This is a genomic window from Mesorhizobium sp. M1163 (assembly GCF_040318415.1).
Lineage (GTDB): Bacteria > Pseudomonadota > Alphaproteobacteria > Rhizobiales > Rhizobiaceae > Mesorhizobium.
In genome coordinates, this window is the sequence record NZ_JAMYMF010000022.1 from 103,734 (window position 1) to 121,211 (window position 17,478).

Sequence of the window (17,478 nt, forward strand, 5' to 3'; positions counted from 1 at the left end):
CCTCCGATCGCTTCGTTAGGAAGCGCACCAAACCCGTCTCCTCCCGGCCGGCACAAGGCGCGACACCGGAAACCCGAAATCGAATGCCGTCCGAAAACCTAATTTGGCGCAGCCGCCGCCGACCGCAAGCCCGCCGGACAAAACAGTCTGCGCCGGCTCAGGAAAACAGCAGCGACGACAGTTTGCGCCGTGCCGACAGCGTTGCCTCGTCGGTCATGCCCCATGCCTCGAAGAGCTGCAGCAACTGGGTTCTGGCGCCATCGTCGTTCCACGAGCGGTCGGCCTTGATGATCGCCAGCAGATTGTCGGCCGCCGCCATGCGATCACCCTTGGCGTTCTGGATCATCGCAAGCTCGAACCGCGCCTGGTGATCCCCGGGATTTTCGGCCAGCCGCCGTTCCAGTTCCGCCGGATTGCCGAGCACTGCTGCTTGCGCGGCGAGCGCCATCTTGGCGCGCAGCGCGGCGAGCTGCGGCGCATCCTTCTTTGCCTCCGGCGCCCGCGCCAGCATCGCATCGGCACCTTCGGTATCGCCGGCCTCGAACAGCAGATCGCCCAAGCCGGCGATCGCCTCGATCGTCTCCGGCGCCTGTTCCAGGATAGCGTCGTAGATGTCGGCCGCGGTCTGCACGTCACCGGCCTCGCGCGCCTCGGCGGCCGCGGCCAGCGCCTCGGCCACTTGCGGTGCGCCACCATCCTTGCCGCCGACCTTCTGGATGAATTGCGTGATCTGGCTCTCGGGAATGGCGCCCATGAAGCCGTCGACCGGCTGGCCGTCCTTGAAGGCAATGACCGCCGGTATCGACTGGATGCCGAGCTGGCCGGCGATCGATGGATGGTCGTCGATGTTCATCTTGACCAGCTTGACCTTGCCGCCGGCGGCTTTCACCGCCTTTTCCAGCAGCGGGGTCAATTGCTTGCAGGGGCCGCACCATGGCGCCCAGAAATCGACCAGCACCGGCTGGCGGCGCGATTCCTGGATGACGTCGGCGGCAAATCCAGCGGTCGTGGTGTCCTTGATGACGTCGGCCGGCACCTCCGCAAGTGCGACCTTCTCACGCGCGGCATCGGTGCCGCCATACTGCACGGTGGTGGCATACTGACCGCCATTGCTGCCAAATGGGCGGCCAAATGGGTTGCTATCGCTCATCTCGTCGCCCTTTCGGTCGCGCCGCCGGCCAAGGGACAGGCGCAACATCCTTCTTCAGAACCCGGTTTCAGTCACCCATGTGGCGATCATGCCGAGACTTTCAAGATAACAGCATCATGTCCGGTTGCCTCGACGAATTTGACCAGGTCCGTGGCGGCGATGGAAGTCGTCGCCTCATTGGTCAGCGGGTGGGCGTTGACCACAGCATGGCTCATCAGCTCCTCGTCGAGAACGACCTTGACCCTTCGCTCCGTGTCGTTGATCAGCCCGAAAACGGTGACCGCGCCCGGGACGACGCCGAGAAGCACCATCAGCATCTCCGGCCGGCCGAAAGACACGCGGCCCGCGGCGCCGATCAGATGATGGATCTGCTTTAGATCGACCACCGCCTCCTCGCCGACGCTGACCAGGAAGAAATTATCTTTCTTGTCCTTGAGGAACAGGTTCTTGGTGTGGCCGCCGGCGATCTCGCCGCGCAGCACCTGCGAATCGGCGACAGTGAACAGCGGCGGATGCCGCTGTGTCGATACCTCGATCCCGAGTCCGGCAAGAAAGGCGAAAAGGTCGGCTTCGGTCTTCGGCATCGGTCTTTCTTCTGATGGCCCGCTTTCAACGGCTTGTTCGGCCTACGCCGTTTACGGCCAATGATGCGGCCAAGACAAGCCCGTCGCGCAATGCAGGGGTGATTGCCTTGCGACGTGTCGCGGGACGGCTTGTCCGCATTGCCGGCGAAGCAAAAAGCCTGCGAATTCCCTGTTGCAATCGCCGCGCTCTTCAGCCATATAGGCGCGGCTTGCGGCCCGAAAGCCGCGCGAGCGGGTGTAGCTCAGGGGTAGAGCACAACCTTGCCAAGGTTGGGGTCGAGCGTTCGAATCGCTTCACCCGCTCCAGTTTCTCTCAAGGGAAATCAAGCATCGAAAAGCCGCGGTCCGCCGCGGCTTTTTCGCATTTGGGCGGCACAGGACGCACTTGCCAGCAGGCGCTGCGGTCGCGCCAAGTACGCTGCAGATAGAATTCAGGACTTTTGCGTGTCGTCCTCGGACCAAGGTCCGTCTTGCAGAATGCTCTATTTGAACGGAACTTGTTGGACAGCGGGCTCCACTTTGGAAAGTCCTCACGTTTCTCACTGGAACCCATCCTGGCGGGAGGGCCACTCGAAGGAGGAATTATGAAAACGCGCACCTATCTATTCGCAGCGGCGGCCGCTCTCACCCTTGTCGCGTCTCCGGTCCTCGCTGCCCCCGGCGGCAATGGCGGCGGGAACGGCAATGGCGGCAGCCACGGCAACGGCGGAAACTCGGCTGGGGCCGGCTCGCAGGGACACGGAGCCGCCACCTCGGCCGCGGCCAAGGACAAGTCGACGACCGGAGTTGCTCATGCAATGGCGGTCGTTGCCACGACACCGGCCTCACCGCAGGCCACCCTGGCCTTGCAGGCAGCGCTGGATAGGAAGGCCGCGAAAGACGCGGCAAACACTGCCGACGACACCTCTGACGAAACCGAGTAAGCATTCGAAACTGACAACTTGTCGCGTTGAAAGCCGTGGTTCGCCGCGGCTTTTTTTCGTTTCCCCGCCTGGCGTTCGAACTCTCAAGGCCTTTGATGCATGTCGCGCAAAACTGTGCAGCGGTTTTGCGACACCGACATGCATGAAACAAGAACCTGAAGCGCGTCGCATGAGGCCGGTCGAACGCACCGCGCTTTTAGGGTCGGCAGGTCAACAGCGCTTCCAGAAAAAAGCTGCTCCACAGCGGCCCTGAAGCTACGCTGAGGCCAAACGCCGCCGCATCGGCGTCGGATTCGATTGCATGCGAGGAGATCCCGTGACCGGCTTTGTCGACCGAGAACGCGCAACAGACCTGATGCAGCGTGCCAATATCGAGGCATTGGTGCTTTGCGAGCCTGAGGCATTCCAATATGCCACCGGCGCCTGGATCGGCCCGGCCGGCCTGTTCCGCCGGGCCGGCGCCGGTTTCGTGGTCATCCCGAGACGAGACGACCTGCCGATCGGCGTAGTGGTTGCCGATTTCCAGGCTGCCCAGCTCCGGGCGGCGGTGGCGGATGCCGTGGTGCGCACGCATCCGATCTGGATCGAATCCGCGTCGCTTGAGCCGGCGACAGCCGGCCGGCCCGTTGCGCAGCGCATCGAGGCCGGCCTGGTTGGCCGCGCCCCCGGTTTTGCACGTCCAGCGACCTTCGAGCTTGCCCGCTCTGTCCGCGAGCTGAAGACGATGCTCGCCGAATTCGGGCTGGAGCGTGCAACGCTCGGCATCGAGCTGGATTTTGTCTCGGCCAGCGATTTGTCCGCGATGCAGGCGATGTTGCCCGGCACGGCCCTGGTCAACGGCTCGCCGATCCTCGACAGGCTGCTGGCAATCAAATCGCAAAGCGAGATCGACCTTCTGCGGCAGGGCATCGTCCTGTCGGAAACCGGCCTGTCGCGACTGCAGCAGCATGCGGCGACCGGCATGCGTCAGTCGGAGCTGGTCGCGCTCTACCGGCAAGGCGTCGCCGAAGCAGCCGCCGGGTCCTCGCTGCAAATCTCGACGGCGGAATACGTCACACTGGGCGCTCGGCCCAAAAGCGCCGATGTGGCAGCCACCGCCGGCGATCCGCTGAAGGCCGACATGGTCTGCAGCGTGAACGGCTATGCCTCCGACATGTCGAGGAATTTCACCTTCGGGCCGCCGTCGCCCGAACAGGCCGAATTGCATGCGATAGCCGAGCGCGCCTTCGCCGATGGGCTTGCCGCGCTTATGCCCGGAAAGCCGTTCGCCGGCGTGCATCGCGCCGCCAGCGAAAGCCTGGCGCGCCAGGGCCTGCGTTCCTATCGCCGCGGCCATTTCGGCCACAGCGTCGGCCATTCCGTGTTTTCCGAGCAATGGCCGTTCATCTCGGCCGACAGCGATGTCGTGATCGAAGCTGGCATGGTGCTGGCATTCGAGATCCCGCTCTACATCGACGGTCTCGCCAGCTTCAATCTCGAAGACCAGTTCCTGATCACCGCGAACGGGCCGCTGCCGATGAACCACTTGCCGAGGCGCCTGGGGACTATAGGCTGAATCCAGCCGGTGCCCTTACCTGGCGCCGGCCACGCCCCTGCGGAAATCCGACGGCGACATGCCGGCAAGCTTGCGGAACGATTTGTTGAAGGCGCTGAGCGAGCCGAAGCCCGATTCCATGGCGACGCGCAGTACATTGGCATCCTGATGCATCAGCAGCGCCTGCGCGTAGCTGAGGCGCAGCAGATTCACATATTCGTTGAGCGTCATGCCGGTCGATTTCTTGAAGATGCTCATGGCGTATTTGGGATGGATGTCGGCCGCCGCGGCGATGTCGACGCAATCGATCTCGTAGAGGAAATTCTCGGCGATGAAGTCGCACATGCGCCCGACATTGCGCAGCGATTGCTGATCGAAGGGACTGCCTATCTCCTGTTCGACCGGGGTTTCGGGGGCGAGCCGGTAAGGCTCGAAGCGCACCCGCTCCAGCCGCAGCAAAAGCTCGTTGACGGCATGCTCGGCCTTGACCGGGTCGCCGGAGCGGGCATAGCGGTTCCAGCGCTCGAAATTGTGGTCGTCCGACCGGTCGGTGGCGTCGGTTACCAGCGTCGCGCCCGTCATCAGCCTGTTGCGGACGTCGACCGGCAAATGCAGCCGGAAGAAATGCACCAGCGGCAGATGCGCGCCGGCATAGATGGCATCGTCGGAGGCTTCGTCCATCTGGTGCGGCAGGCCGCCCCAGAACAGACACATGTCGCCAGCAGAGAGCGAAAGCTCGTGCCCGTCCATGCGGTAATGCACGGCCCCGCGCACGATGAAATTCACCTCGACCTGGGCGTGCCAATGCGGCTTGAGCATCACCAGGGGCTGGGTGTGAAACATCTGCAGCAGCAGCGGCAGGCCCTCCACGCTGCTGGCGCCAGGCTGGTAAAACGGCCTTTCCGGCATCTTACTTTCCGCTCATTTCTTATTCCCTTTGTCGCGGACAAGGCTTTCCCGAGGCCTAGTCTAGCCACGCTCGCAAACAGAGAGCAACTGAAATGGGAGGATTTCAATGCGCATAAAATTGACCTGCGCCGCGCTCGCGCTTGCCTTGGGCTCCAGCCCGGCCTTTCCGCAGTCCGGTGAAATCACGATCTGGAGCTGGAATATCGCCGCTTCGTCGCTGAAGGCCACCATAGCGGGCTTCAACAAGCAGTTTCCCGACATCAAGGTCACGGTCGAGGACCTCGGCAACCAGCCGACCTACGACAAGTCGATCGCCGGCTGTGCCGCCGGTGGCGAGGGCCTGCCGGACATCGTGACGATCGAGAACGGCGAAGCGGAAAACTACTGGAGCCAGTTCCCGGATTGCTTCGTCGACCTGCACACGCTCGGCTACACCGCGGAAGACCAGGCAAAATTCCCCGACTTCAAGCGCACCGAGCTCGAGGTGGACGACAAGGCCTATGCGATGCCGTGGGATTCGGGGCCGGTGGCGATGTTCTACCGACGCGACTTCTACGAGAAGGCCGGCGTCGATCCGTCCTCGATCCAGACCTGGGACGATTTCATCGCTGCCGCCAAGAAGATCCAGGCCGCCAATCCCGGCGTCACGATGACCAACGCCGATTTCAACGGCGATTCCGAATTCTTCCGCATGATCTCCAACGAGCAGGGCTGCGCCTACTTCTCCGCCGATGGTCAATCGATCACGGTCAACCAGCCCAAATGCGTCGATGCCATGACCAAGATCAAGGAGATGAAGGACGCCGGCATCATTTCCTCTGCCGACTGGAGCACCAAGATCACCAACAACACCGCCGGCAAGGTCGCCACGCAGATGTATGGCGGCTGGTATGAAGGCACTGTGCGCACCGAATCGCCCGATGGGACAGGCAAATGGGGCGTCTATTTGATGCCGAGCCTGACCGCCGACGGTCCGCGCGCCGCCAATCTCGGCGGCTCCTCGCTCGCCATCACCTCGGTGTCGAAGAACAAGGAAGCCGCCTACGCCTATCTGAAATACACGCTAGGGACGAATGAGGGCCAGATCACCATGCTGAAAGGCTTCGGCCTGGTGCCGTCGCTGATTTCGGCGCTCAACGACCCTTATGTCTCCGAGGGCCTGCCCTATTGGGGTGGCCAAGCCGTGTGGAAGGACATCCTCGGCACCCTGCCCAAGGTCGTCCCCAGCCGCGGTACGCCGTTCCAGAGCGACGCCGAAATCATCATCCGCGCGGTGCAGACCAAATATCTGGCCGGGGGCTATCCCGACGCCAAGGCAGCGCTCGACGATGCCGCAAGCCAGATCGCCGCGGCGACCGGCCTGCCGGTCAAGTCGTGATCTGACACGGAATGATCCCAGAGTCAGTTACCGGGCGCTTGCGCTGCCCCTCACCCTTACCCTCTCCCCGTGAAGAACGGGGAGAGGGGGTCACCAGCGTTGCGGCCCAGCCCCTTCTCCCCGTCACTTACGGGGAGAAGGTGCCGGCAGGCGGATGAGGGGCGGCACCGGCCTTCGAACAAGCCGCCGTTTGCGGCGCCGCATCACCTGAAACATCAACACCGCGCGCCCCAGCAGGCGAAAGCAGAAAGGAGGAGAACGATGCGCTACCAGAACGCCACGGCGTATCGCTTCCTTGCGCCCTATCTGCTGATCTTCTCGATCTTCTGGCTGTGGCCGATCATCGATTCCTTCCTGATCTCGTTCCAGGCGACGCGCACCGTGCCGTGGCGGTTCGCGCCGACCTTCAACTGGGGCCGGCTGATCGGCGATCCGGCCTTCTTCAATGCCTTGAAGAACACATTGCTGATCCTTGTCATCCAGGTGCCGGTGATGATTTCGCTAGCGATTGTGATGGCGGTGCTTTTGAACTCGCCGCTGCTCAAGGCGCGTGGCCTGTTCCGCTTTGCCTTCTTCGCGCCGGTCGTGGTCGGCGAGGTCGCCTATTCGGCGGTTTTCCGGCTGATGTTCAATCTGGACTACGGCATCATCAACAAATTGCTGAACAGCATCGGCCTGCCCAACGTCGACTGGTTTACCAACGTCACCCCGGCGATGGCGGTCATCATGATGGCGGTGACGTGGCGCTGGGCCGGCTACAACGCCATCATCCTGCTCGCCGGCCTGCAGTCCATCCCCGAGGATGTTTACGAGGCGGCGACCCTGGACCGGGTCAGCAAGGTCAAACAGTTCTTCTACATCACGCTGCCGCTGCTCAAGCCGATCATCGTGTTCTGCGCCGTGCTGTCGATCATCGGCACCATGCAGCTGTTCACCGAGCCCTTCCTAATCACCGAGCGCGGCGGGCCGGGCGGCGGCACCGAAACGCTCGGGCTGCTGCTTTATCGCCAGGGCTTCCGGTCGCTCAATTTCGGCTACGCTTCGGCCATCGCCTACACCATGGCCGGACTGGCGATTGCCATTTCGCTGGTGCAGATATGGCTGACGAGGGAACCGAAATGACCTCGCGCTCCCCAATCAGCCATTCCCGGGTCGGCCGTTCCCAGGCCAGATTGGGCCGCAGCATCGCGCTGCATCTGTTCCTGACGCCGCTGGCGCTGGTCTGGCTGTTTCCGCTGTGGATGATGGTGGTCTTTTCCACGATGCCCGACAACGGCATCTTCAGCCCCGACATCGAGCTTTTGCCGCACGGCAATTTCCTCGACAATGTCAGCAATCTGCAGCGCGGCACCAATTTCATCGGTGCCATCAGCATCTCCGTCTCGGTGGCGGTGACCTACACCTTCCTGTCGGTGATGCTGACCTCGATGGCCGGCTGGGCGCTGGCGCGTTACAACTTCTTCGGCAAGGGCATGGTCGTCGCCATCATCTTCGGCACCATCACGCTGCCCTATGCGGTCGTGCTGATCCCGCAATTCATCATGGTGGCGCGCGACTTCAAGCTCGCCAACACCTGGGTGGCGCTGATCGTGCCGCCGCTGTTCAATTCGCTGGGCGTGCTCTTCATGCGGCAGAGCTTTTCGATGATGCCGCACGAACTGTTCGACGCCGCCAAGGTCGAGGGCGTCAAGGAATGGCGGATATTCCTGTTCGTCGCACTGCCTCTGGCGCGGCCGATGCTGGCAGCGCTCGCCATCATCCTGTTCCTTGCCTCCTGGAACAACTATCTCTGGCCGCTGCTGATCAATTCCAAGCCGGGCGCAATGACCGCGCCCGTGGCGCTCGGCACGCTGATCGGTCTCACCAAGGTGTCCTGGGGCGGCATCATGGCGGGCGCGGTGATGCTGACGGCGCCAATGCTCGTCGTGTTCGTGCTTCTGCAGCGCCATTTCGTCGCCGGCATCGCCGCCGGCGCTATCAAGTAAGGATCAGCATGGCGGCAGTCACACTCAAAAACGTCATCAAGCGCTTCGGCGTCTTCGAGATCGTCCACGGCGCCAATATCGATATCGATGACGGCGAATTCGTCGTCTTCGTCGGCCCTTCCGGCTGCGGCAAGTCCACGCTGCTCCGGATGATCGCCGGGCTCGAGGACATCAGCGACGGCGAGATCGCCATTGGCGGCAAGGTGGTGAACGACGTCGAGGCGGCCGATCGCGGCATCGCCATGGTGTTCCAGTCCTACGCGCTCTATCCGCACATGACGGTTGAGCAGAATCTGAGCTTCGGCCTGAGAATGACCGGCAACCCCAAGGCAGATACCGAGCGGCGGGTGAAGCGGGCTTCCGAAATCCTGCGCATCGCCGAGCTGATGAAGCGGCGGCCGCGGCAATTGTCGGGCGGCCAGCGCCAGCGCGTCGCCATCGGCCGCGCCATCGTGCGCGAGCCGCAAGTGTTCCTGTTCGACGAACCGCTCAGCAATCTCGATGCCGAGCTCCGGGTGCAGATGCGCGTCGAGATATCGCGCCTTCACAAGGAGCTTGGCGTTACCATGGTCTATGTGACGCACGACCAGACCGAGGCGATGACGCTGGCCGACAGGATCGTCGTGCTCAACGCCGGTAATATCGAGCAGATCGGCGCGCCGCTCGATCTCTACGACGACCCCGCCAACCGCTTCGTTGCCGGCTTCGTCGGCTCGCCGAAGATGAATTTTCTGGCGGCGAAAGTGGTCGGAACCGACAACAGCGCGGCGATCGTGGAGCTGGTCAACCATCGCGGCGTGCGACTGCGCAAGCCGCTTTCCGATGCCTTGCCTGCGATAGGCGGCGATGTCGTGGTTGGCGTGCGGCCGGAGCATTTCTTCGACGCCGGCCAGGGCGATTGCGACCTTACCCTCAAGGCCGACGTCGCCGAGCACTTGGGATCGGTGAGCTATGTCTATGCCAATTCCGGGACCGGGGGCGGGCGCGAAGAACTGATCATCGAGCGCGAGGCCTCACGGCATCGCGCCAACGGCGACGACCTGGTGGTGTCGATCAAGGCCGACCGCTCGCTTCTCTTCGACGCCACCGGCGCACGCATTCGCTAACCCATCTTTCTTTTGTCCGATCGCGATTGCTCGCGGCCACCCCACGGAGATTTGACATGACTTCCAAACCAGAAAAAATTCGCTGGGGCATTCTCGGGCCCGGCAACATCGCCAAGGCCTTTGCCGGCGGCGTCGCCCATTCGCGCACCGGCACCTTGGTCGCCTTAGGGGCGCGCAATCCCGGCAAGGCCGGGCTCACCGAGGCTTTCCCCGGCGCCCGCATCCTCGACGGCTACGAGGCTTTGCTTGGCGATCCGGATGTCGACGCGATCTATATTTCGACGCCGCATCCGAGCCATGCCGAATGGGCGATCAAGGCAGCCGAGGCCGGAAAGCATGTGCTTTGCGAAAAGCCGCTTGGCCTGACCGCCTTCGAGGCCGACGCGATGATCCATGCGGCGCGCAAGGCCGGCACCTTTCTCGGCGAAGCCTTCATGTACCGGCTGCATCCGCAGACGGCCAAGCTGGTCGAGCTGATCAGTGCCGGTGCGATCGGCGAGATCAAGATGATCAAATCCAGCTTCGGCTTCGCCATGCCGGGCTTCATGCCGGAGCACCGGCTTTACGCCAAGGATCTTGCCGGCGGCGGCATCCTCGATGTCGGCGGCTATCCCGTGTCGATGGCGCGGCTGATTGCCGGCGCCGCGGCGGGAAAGCCCTTCGCCGAGCCGGACAAAGTGGTGGGTACTGCGCATCTCGGCCAATCCGGTGTCGACGAATGGGCGTCGGCGCTGTTGCATTTTCCGGGCGGCATCGTCGCGGAAGTCTCCTGCAGCATCTCGCTCGCTCAGGACAATGTCTTGCGCATTCTCGGCAGCAAAGGCCGCATCGAGGTGGCGGACTTCTGGTATGCCGGCGGCCAGCAAGGCGGCACCGGCGAAATCCGCATCATCCGTCCGGGTAACACCGAGGTGGTCGAGGTCAAGGAGGACGGCTGGCTTTACGCGTTCGAGGTCGACGCCGCCGGCGAGGCCATTCTCGGCGGGAAGCAGGAGTTCGCCTGGCCCGGCATGGGCTGGGCCGACAGTCTCGGCAATCTGCGCGTGCTCGACAAATGGCGTGCCGCGATCGGGCTCGAATACGACATCGAGAAACCGGCAAAGCGCGTCAACACGATCTCCGGACGGAAGCTGCGCTCCGGCGGGACCGCCATCTCCAAGCGCAGCATTCCGGGCCTGCCGCGGCGGGCCTCGTGCCTGGCGCTCGGCTTCGAGGATTTCCGCACCTTTTCGTCGGGCGCCATCCTGCTCGACGCCTATTTCGAGGCCGGCGGCAATCTGTTCGACACCGCCTTCGTCTACGGTTCCGGCTATACCGAGACCCTGCTTGGCCAATGGCTGAAAAACCGCGGCGTGCGCGAGCAATCCGTGGTCATCGGCAAGGGCGCGCACTCGCCGCTCTGCTATCCCGACGTCATCGGCAAGCAGCTCACCCAGTCGCTCGAGCGGCTGCAGACCGACCATATCGACGTTTATTTCATGCACCGCGACAATCCGGACGTGCCGGTCGACGAATTCGTCGATGCGATGGACCGCGAGGTCAAGGCCGGCCGCATCCGCGGTCCGTTCGGCGGCTCGAACTGGACGATGGAACGCATGGACGAGGCGATTGCCTATGCCGAGCGCACCGGCAAGCAGAAGCCCGGCGCGCTTTCCAACAATTTCTCCTTGGCCGAGATGCTGGAGCCGATCTGGGCAGGCTGTGTCACCTCCTCCAGCGACGCGTGGAAGGCCTGGCTCACCGCCCGGCAGATGCCGAATTTCGCCTGGTCGAGCCAGGGCCGCGGCTTCTTCACCGACCGCGCCGGCCGCGACCGGCGCGACAATGAGGAGTTGGTCCGGGTCTGGTACTCGGACAAGAATTTCGGCCGTCGCGACCGTGCCATCGAGCTCGCCAAGCGGCTGGGCAAAAGCCCGATCCACGTCGCGCTCGCCTACGTCCTGGCGCAGCCCTTCCCGTCCGTCCCGCTGATCGGGCCCCGCTCGCTCGACGAATTGGAAGACAGCCTCCAGGCGCTCGACATCTCACTTTCGCCGGACGATCTTGCATGGCTGGATAGCGGTTCGGATCAGGCCCGCGCGCGGGCCTGACAGCAGCGGCAGTCGCTTCAACCTTGCGCTGCGCCATAGCTTCCGGACTGTTTGCGCTGCCCTCACCCTCTCCCGCAAAGAACCGGGACAGGGTAAGAATGGCGGCAGCGCAAACGTCACTGGAAGATAGGGAAGACAGATGCTCGACATCTCACCGTCGAAACAGGCGGCCACCTGGCTCGGTTCTTTTGCGCGAGCGCTCGAAGCGGGCGACGTCGAGGCCGCAACCAATCTGTTCGTCGAGGACTGCTACTGGCGCGATCTTTTGACCTTCACCTGGAACATCAAGACGATGGAGGGGGCGGCCGCGATCCGCGACATGCTGGCGGCAACGCTGGCAACCACAAGGCCTGCTCAATGGCAGCTCAGCGGCGAAGCGACTTCGGACGAAGGCACCATCGAAGCCTGGTTTTCTTTCGAGACGTCATCGGCGTGGGGCCAAGGCATCATGCGCCTCAGGGACGGCAAGTGCCGGACGCTGTTCACGGCGATGAGCGATCTCAAGGGGTTTGAAGAGCGCAAAGGCCCGGCGCGGCCGCTGGGCGTCCGCCACAAGGCCGATCCGGAACGCGAAACCTGGCTGGAGGCAAGGCGCCGCGAGGCGCGTGACCTCGGCGTTAGCCAGCAGCCCTATTGCCTGGTCATCGGCGGCGGCCAGGGCGGCATCATGCTGGGGGCGCGGCTCAGGCAATTGGGCGTGCCGGCCATCGTCATCGAGAAGAACGCCCAGGCCGGCGATTCCTGGCGCAGCCGCTATCGCTCGCTCGTGCTGCACGACCCGGTCTGGTACGACCATCTGCCCTACATCCCGTTTCCCGAGAACTGGCCGGTGTTCACGCCCAAGGACAAGATGGGCGACTGGCTGGAGATGTATACGCGCGTCATGGAGCTCAATTACTGGACCTCCACGACATGCGTCAGTGCCTCCTATGACGAGACCGAAAAGGTCTGGACGGTCGAGCTCGACCGCGCCGGCGAGCGCATCACGCTGAAGCCGAAGCACATCGTCTTCGCGACCGGTGCTTATGGCCCGCCCAGGCGCATCGACCTGCCGGGCGCCGAGGTCTTCAACGGCGAAATCCTGCATTCCAGCCAGTATTCCAGCGGCGAGAAATTCCGCGGCAAAAGGGTCGCCGTCGTCGGCGCGGCAAGTTCCGGCCATGACGTCGGCGTCGATCTCTGGGAGAGCGGCGCCGAGGTGACCATGGTCCAGCGGTCGCCGACGACGGTGGTCAAGTCGGACACGCTGATGGAGATCGGCTTCGAGATCTTCTCGGAAAAGGCGCTGGCCCGCGGCATCACCACTGAAAAGGCCGACATGATCGTCGCCTCGACGCCGTTCGCGCTGCTGCCGCAAGGCCAGCGGGCGCTTTACGACGTCATCAAGGCGCGCGATGCTGCCTTCTACGACCGCTTGCGCAGCGCCGGCTTCGCCATCGATTTCGGCGACGACGAGACTGGGCTCCTGATGAAGGCCTACCGCACCGGCTCGGGCTTCTACATCGACGTCGGCGCCTGCGATCTGATCATCGACGGCGAGATCGGCATCCGTAGCGGCGTCGGGATCAAGTCGCTGACGCCGACAGGCATCCTCTTCGACGACGGCACGGAACTGGCGGCCGACGCAATCATCGCCTGCACCGGCTATCTCTCGATGAACGAGACAGTGGCGGCGATCGTTTCGCGCGACGTCGCCGACAAGGTCGGGCCGTGCTGGGGGATTGGCTCGGGCGTGAAAGGCGACCCGGGTCCGTGGCAAGGCGAGTTGCGCAACATGTGGAAGCCGACAGCGCAGGAAGCGCTGTGGTTCCACGGCGGCAATCTTGCGCTGTCGCGCTTCTATTCAAAATTCGTGGCGCTGCAGATCAAGGCGCGCATGGAAGGCATTCCGACGCCAGTCTATGGAGCGCCGGTGCGATAGGGCCGCCTTTCCCTTCTCCCCTTGTGCGAGAAGGTGGATCGGCGCGTAGCGCCGAGACGGATGAGGGGTGTTGGACGGATCGCCGTGGGTGCCAAGCTGGAGCACCCCTCATCCGTCGCCTTCGGCGACACCTTCTCCCACAACAAGGGGAGAAGGGGAGCCACATCGCCGTCAATCGTGGCTATGTCCGAAATGCCGGCTCGCCACCTCGACATGCGTGTCGTGCGCATGCGCTTCGAAGCGTTCGGTCTCGCCGAGATCGTCCACCGCCTCGTTCGGCCACCAGGTGCCGCCGACCACGATGCCGGCCGAGACCAGCCTTTGCTCGGCGACCAGCGAGGCGCCGACCGAATCGACAAAGGTGAAGTGGCCTGGACGCAGACGCAGCACCGCGACGTCACCGACCACGCCAATCGCCAGCCTGCCGAGATCTGGCCTGGCGATCGCTTCCGCTGGCCGCTGCGTTGCGGCGCGCAGCACCTCGACCAGTGGCATGCCGAGCGCCAGCAGTTTCGACATGCAGACCAGGATGTCGAAGGCCGGCCCGTCGACGCAGTAGAGATGCACGTCGCTGCTGATCACGTCCGGCGCCAGACCCTCGCTGAGCATCGCTTTGGCCACCTCGAAATCGAACGAGCCCATGCCGTGGCCGAGGTCGAAGATGACGCCGCGCTCGCGCGCCAGCCGCATATCCGGCCGCACCGCCCCCGAGGCGAAGACCGGCGCGTTGGGAAACGGCCGGAAGCAGTGGGTGAGGATGTCGCCCTTGCGCAGCCGCGGCAGCACTTCCGAGCGGCCGGGCGGCGGCTCGTCTATATGCGCCATCAGCGGCAGGCCGGCCTTGTCGGCGGCTTCGAGCGCGAGATCGACCGGCGCGATGCCGCTGGTGCCACCGGCATGGCGACCCGAGCGGACCTTGACACCGACAACCACGTCCGCGTGCTCGCGCGCCGCCGCCACCGTTTCGCGCGGTTCGCAGAGCCGGAGGTCGCTGCACTCGCCGACCGCCACGGTCTGCGAGAAGCCGAATATGCCGGCAAAGGAAATGTTGACGTAGGCCAGGATGCGGACTTTCGAGCGCTCTATGACGTGGCGGCGAAAGCCGAGGAAATTGCCGGCGCCGGCGCTTCCGGCATCGATGAAGGTGGTGGTGCCGCTCTTCGCCGCAAGCCGGTCGGCATCGACGCCGAGCGACGTGCCGCCCCAATAGACATGGCTGTGCAGGTCGATCAGGCCGGGCGCGACGATGGAGCCCGTGGCGTCGATGACGCGGGCTGCACGTTCGAAGGGGATTTCGGTGTCGATCGCGGCGATACGGCCGTCGGCAATCGCCAGATCGCGTTGTGCGTCGAGGCCGGACGCCGGATCGATGAGGCGGCCGCCTTTTATCAGGAGATCGAATTGCATTGCGCCTGTCTCCGCTTTTCCGTCAGGCCGGCCTGTAGGCGACGGCTTCGACCTCGATCTTGATGTCGATCATAAGCCGTGACTCCACAGTCGTGCGTGCCGGCGGATCTTTCGGGAAATGCCGGGCATAGACCGTGTTGAAGATGCCGAAGTCGCGCGCGTCCTCGAGCCAGACCGTGGTCTTGATCACATCGTCCAGCGTGCAGCCGGCCAGCGCCAGTGCCGCCTTGATGTTCGACAGCACCTGTTCGGTCTGCTCGGCGATGCCGCCCTTGACCACCAGCCCGTCGCCGCCGACCGGCACCTGGCCGGAGACATAGACGAAATCGCCGGCCCTGACCGCCGGCGACAACGGCACATGGGATTTTCCGAAACACTGCTTGGGCAAGGAGGCCTCCTCTGGAAATCTTGCGTGACCGCCCTTATGCCTGCCACCGCGGTTCTCATCCAACATTTTGGAAGCTATATCGCTTTGCTGCGGGAGCGCCAGCTTGGTCACCACGCTCGGTGACCCTTCGCGCCCCCCTCTGTCCTGCCCTCTTTCCCACTACTTGGCATCTCCCCCACAAGGTGGGAGATTGGCCGTCATCACTGATTTCGCCAACCACCGACCTTGCAAAAGGTGCGCTGCCAGCGAAGCTGCCGATCTCCCCCCAAAAGGGGGAGATGCCCGGCAGGGCAGAGGGGGGCGCTGTCCCGCCAGCGTCTTGACCCGCGACACCAGCCCGCTCAGCGATCGATCCGCGTCGACAGGATGATCGACGACGACGTCCGCTCGACCCCGTCCATGGCGCCGATCTGGTCGAGAAGCGTGTCGAGATCCCTGATCGACGGCGCCTCGACGATGACGATCATGTCGAAATTGCCGCTGACCGAATGCAGCGTCCGCACCGGCGGCAGCGCCTGCAGGCTGCGCACCACCTTGTCGGCAAGCTTGGGCGTGACGGTGAGCAGGACATGCGCCCGCACCAGTCCTTGTTCGTAATCCGGCGAAAGCCTGACGCCGTAGCCGGTGATGGTGCCGCGCTGCTCCAGCCGCTCGATCCGGCTCTGCACCGTCGTCCGTGAGACGCCCAGCCGCCGCGCCAGTTCGGCGGTCGAGGCGCGTGCATTGATGCGCAGCAGGGAAAGCAGCGCCTGGTCGGCATCACTAAGCATTTCGACGAACCTTGCCGGCGTATTGATCAAACAGAGACTGCGTTTTGCACAATCCCACGCTTCCTTTCGACAGGCAAGCTGCGATTCTAGCCGTCTATTTAATATTGGTGCGAGGGACCGGTCATGAAGGAAATCATCGTCGTCGGCGCCGGCAAGATCGGCTCGACCATAGCCGAGATGCTGGCATCCACGGGCGACTACCATGTCACCCTGGTCGACCGCTCGGCTGCGCAGCTCGGCGCGGCCGAACTGCCGGCCGGCGTAGAGACGCTGGAACTCGATATCGAGGCCGTCGGCACCCTCGAAGCCGCCCTGGCCGGCAAGTTCGCGGTGCTCAGCGCTGCGCCCTTCCATCTGACCACGCGCATCGCCGAAGCGGCGGCCAGCGCCGGCGTGCACTATCTCGATCTGACAGAGGACGTCGTCAGCACCAGGCGCGTCAAGGAATTGGCGCGCTCCGGCAACAGCGCCTTCATCCCGCAATGCGGGCTGGCGCCGGGCTTCGTCTCGATCGTTGCCAACGATCTCGCCAGCCGCTTCGACACGCTGGAAAGCGTGCGCATGCGGGTTGGCGCGCTGCCGCAATACCCGTCGAATGCGCTGAACTACAATCTGACCTGGAGCACCGACGGCGTCATCAACGAATATTGCGAGCCTTGTGAGGCGATCGTCGAAGGCGAGCTGGTCGAAGTGCCGCCGCTGGAGGAGCGTGAAGAATTCTCGCTCGACGGCGTCACCTACGAGGCATTCAACACCTCGGGCGGGCTGGGCACGCTGGCCGAAACGCTGAAAGGCAAGGTGCGGACGCTGAACTACCGCACCATCCGCTACCCCGGCCACGCCGCGATCATGAAGGCGCTGCTCAACGACCTCGGCCTGCGCCACCGCCGCGACGTGCTGAAGGACATTTTCGAAAGCGCCCTGCCGGCGACGCTGCAGGACGTCGTCATCGTCTTCGTCACCGTCAGCGGCCGCAAGAACGGCCGCCTGCTGCAGGAGACCTACGCCAACAAGATCTACGCCAGGCGTGTCGGCGATACGGTACGCAGCGCCATCCAGATCACCACTGCCTCCGCCATCTGCGCCGTGCTCGACATGCTGGCCGATGGCACCTTGCCGGCAAAGGGCTTCATCAAGCAGGAGGACATCGCGCTCGACGCCTTCCTGGCCAACCGCTTCGGCCGCGCCTACGCGCAGCACGAGATGGTTAGCCGACTGGCGGGTTGAGCTGCGTAATCTCCCCCCTTGAGGCAGGGCTATCGCATATGAGTGATGGCATTGATGAGATAGTCGTCGTTCCAGGCGCATTTCTTGATGCGATGGCTGATGGGAA

At 63.8% G+C, this 17,478-nt stretch carries 15 protein-coding genes and 1 tRNA gene; 10 read left to right on the forward strand and 6 right to left on the reverse strand.

All coding sequences use genetic code 11. The features are described from left to right. Window positions 1–157: 157 nt before the first annotated feature. Both trxA and NKH43_RS21085 read right to left on the reverse strand, forming a co-directional pair. Complete coding sequence (trxA, locus tag NKH43_RS21080; RefSeq protein WP_352481097.1) at window positions 158–1,150, reverse strand: thioredoxin; 993 nt, start codon at window positions 1,148–1,150, stop codon at window positions 158–160. Window positions 1,151–1,236: 86 nt separating this feature from the next. Continuing rightward, window positions 1,237–1,734 (reverse strand): prolyl-tRNA synthetase associated domain-containing protein, encoded by a 498-nt coding sequence (locus NKH43_RS21085; RefSeq protein ID WP_352481098.1) that lies wholly within the window; start codon window positions 1,732–1,734, stop codon window positions 1,237–1,239. A 231-nt stretch (window positions 1,735–1,965) separates the two neighbouring features. Here NKH43_RS21085 and NKH43_RS21090 point away from each other — a divergent pair. The 3 genes from NKH43_RS21090 (at window position 1,966) to NKH43_RS21100 (ending at window position 4,212) form a co-directional block, all read left to right on the forward strand. Further along, window positions 1,966–2,040 (forward strand) — tRNA-Gly (locus NKH43_RS21090). A 278-nt stretch (window positions 2,041–2,318) separates the two neighbouring features. Next, window positions 2,319–2,657 (forward strand): hypothetical protein, encoded by a 339-nt coding sequence (locus NKH43_RS21095; RefSeq protein WP_023720576.1) that lies wholly within the window; start codon window positions 2,319–2,321, stop codon window positions 2,655–2,657. A gap of 316 nt (window positions 2,658–2,973) precedes the next feature. Further along, window positions 2,974–4,212: a M24 family metallopeptidase gene (locus tag NKH43_RS21100; protein WP_352859671.1), complete on the forward strand. Its 1,239-nt coding sequence runs from the start codon at window positions 2,974–2,976 to the stop codon at window positions 4,210–4,212. A gap of 15 nt (window positions 4,213–4,227) precedes the next feature. Here the strand turns inward: NKH43_RS21100 and NKH43_RS21105 are convergent, their stop codons facing one another. After that, window positions 4,228–5,100 (reverse strand): helix-turn-helix domain-containing protein, encoded by an 873-nt coding sequence (locus tag NKH43_RS21105; protein WP_023720574.1) that lies wholly within the window; start codon window positions 5,098–5,100, stop codon window positions 4,228–4,230. A 106-nt stretch (window positions 5,101–5,206) separates the two neighbouring features. Here NKH43_RS21105 and NKH43_RS21110 point away from each other — a divergent pair, with 106 nt between their 5' ends. The 6 genes from NKH43_RS21110 (at window position 5,207) to NKH43_RS21135 (ending at window position 13,580) form a co-directional block, all read left to right on the forward strand. Next, on the forward strand, window positions 5,207–6,478 hold the full coding sequence (locus tag NKH43_RS21110; protein ID WP_352859672.1) for an extracellular solute-binding protein: 1,272 nt from the start codon (window positions 5,207–5,209) through the stop codon (window positions 6,476–6,478). Between the two features lie 261 nt (window positions 6,479–6,739). Further along, on the forward strand, window positions 6,740–7,600 hold the full coding sequence (locus tag NKH43_RS21115; protein WP_352481102.1) for a carbohydrate ABC transporter permease: 861 nt from the start codon (window positions 6,740–6,742) through the stop codon (window positions 7,598–7,600). Then, entirely contained in the window at window positions 7,597–8,463 is an 867-nt protein-coding gene (locus NKH43_RS21120; protein WP_352859673.1) for a carbohydrate ABC transporter permease, read from the forward strand. Before NKH43_RS21115 ends, NKH43_RS21120 begins: the two co-directional genes overlap by 4 nt. Window positions 8,464–8,471: 8 nt before the next feature. Then, complete coding sequence (locus NKH43_RS21125; protein WP_023720570.1) at window positions 8,472–9,569, forward strand: ABC transporter ATP-binding protein; 1,098 nt, start codon at window positions 8,472–8,474, stop codon at window positions 9,567–9,569. 56 nt (window positions 9,570–9,625) lie between these two features. Beyond that, window positions 9,626–11,659, forward strand: a complete 2,034-nt coding sequence (locus NKH43_RS21130; protein ID WP_023720569.1) for an aldo/keto reductase — start codon at window positions 9,626–9,628, stop codon at window positions 11,657–11,659. 139 nt (window positions 11,660–11,798) lie between these two features. Beyond that, the gene (locus NKH43_RS21135; protein WP_352859674.1) at window positions 11,799–13,580 is read left to right on the forward strand and encodes an NAD(P)-binding domain-containing protein; all 1,782 of its coding nucleotides are present in this window, start codon (window positions 11,799–11,801) and stop codon (window positions 13,578–13,580) included. Between the two features lie 171 nt (window positions 13,581–13,751). Here the strand turns inward: NKH43_RS21135 and NKH43_RS21140 are convergent, their stop codons facing one another. From NKH43_RS21140 to NKH43_RS21150, 3 genes are all read right to left on the reverse strand, one after another. Beyond that, window positions 13,752–14,987, reverse strand: coding sequence for an amidohydrolase/deacetylase family metallohydrolase (locus NKH43_RS21140; RefSeq protein WP_352845422.1), 1,236 nt, complete (start codon window positions 14,985–14,987; stop codon window positions 13,752–13,754). A 22-nt stretch (window positions 14,988–15,009) separates the two neighbouring features. Beyond that, complete coding sequence (locus NKH43_RS21145; protein ID WP_352815950.1) at window positions 15,010–15,375, reverse strand: RidA family protein; 366 nt, start codon at window positions 15,373–15,375, stop codon at window positions 15,010–15,012. A 341-nt stretch (window positions 15,376–15,716) separates the two neighbouring features. Beyond that, on the reverse strand, window positions 15,717–16,145 hold the full coding sequence (locus NKH43_RS21150; protein ID WP_352587968.1) for an Lrp/AsnC family transcriptional regulator: 429 nt from the start codon (window positions 16,143–16,145) through the stop codon (window positions 15,717–15,719). 123 nt (window positions 16,146–16,268) lie between these two features. On the opposite strand from NKH43_RS21150, the gene NKH43_RS21155 reads away from it, so the two are divergent. After that, window positions 16,269–17,372 carry a saccharopine dehydrogenase family protein gene (locus NKH43_RS21155; protein WP_352859675.1) on the forward strand — a complete coding sequence of 368 codons (1,104 nt, stop codon included), beginning with the start codon at window positions 16,269–16,271 and terminating at the stop codon, window positions 17,370–17,372. The last annotated feature ends 106 nt before the right edge of the window (window positions 17,373–17,478 follow it).

Excerpts from the sequence above, each read along its gene's own strand:
- NKH43_RS21130 (WP_023720569.1), top strand. The coding sequence starts at position 9,626 with ATGACTTCCAAACCAGAAAAAATTCGCTGGGGCATTCTCGGGCCCGGC.
- NKH43_RS21105 (WP_023720574.1), bottom strand. The coding sequence starts at position 5,100 with ATGCCGGAAAGGCCGTTTTACCAGCCTGGCGCCAGCAGCGTGGAGGGC.
- NKH43_RS21120 (WP_352859673.1), top strand. The coding sequence starts at position 7,597 with ATGACCTCGCGCTCCCCAATCAGCCATTCCCGGGTCGGCCGTTCCCAG.
- NKH43_RS21085 (WP_352481098.1), bottom strand. The coding sequence starts at position 1,734 with ATGCCGAAGACCGAAGCCGACCTTTTCGCCTTTCTTGCCGGACTCGGG.
- NKH43_RS21150 (WP_352587968.1), bottom strand. The coding sequence starts at position 16,145 with ATGCTTAGTGATGCCGACCAGGCGCTGCTTTCCCTGCTGCGCATCAAT.
- NKH43_RS21140 (WP_352845422.1), bottom strand. The coding sequence starts at position 14,987 with ATGCAATTCGATCTCCTGATAAAAGGCGGCCGCCTCATCGATCCGGCG.
- NKH43_RS21115 (WP_352481102.1), top strand. The coding sequence starts at position 6,740 with ATGCGCTACCAGAACGCCACGGCGTATCGCTTCCTTGCGCCCTATCTG.
- trxA (WP_352481097.1), bottom strand. The coding sequence starts at position 1,150 with ATGAGCGATAGCAACCCATTTGGCCGCCCATTTGGCAGCAATGGCGGT.
- NKH43_RS21095 (WP_023720576.1), top strand. The coding sequence starts at position 2,319 with ATGAAAACGCGCACCTATCTATTCGCAGCGGCGGCCGCTCTCACCCTT.
- NKH43_RS21125 (WP_023720570.1), top strand. The coding sequence starts at position 8,472 with ATGGCGGCAGTCACACTCAAAAACGTCATCAAGCGCTTCGGCGTCTTC.
- NKH43_RS21155 (WP_352859675.1), top strand. The coding sequence starts at position 16,269 with ATGAAGGAAATCATCGTCGTCGGCGCCGGCAAGATCGGCTCGACCATA.
- NKH43_RS21110 (WP_352859672.1), top strand. The coding sequence starts at position 5,207 with ATGCGCATAAAATTGACCTGCGCCGCGCTCGCGCTTGCCTTGGGCTCC.
- NKH43_RS21135 (WP_352859674.1), top strand. The coding sequence starts at position 11,799 with ATGCTCGACATCTCACCGTCGAAACAGGCGGCCACCTGGCTCGGTTCT.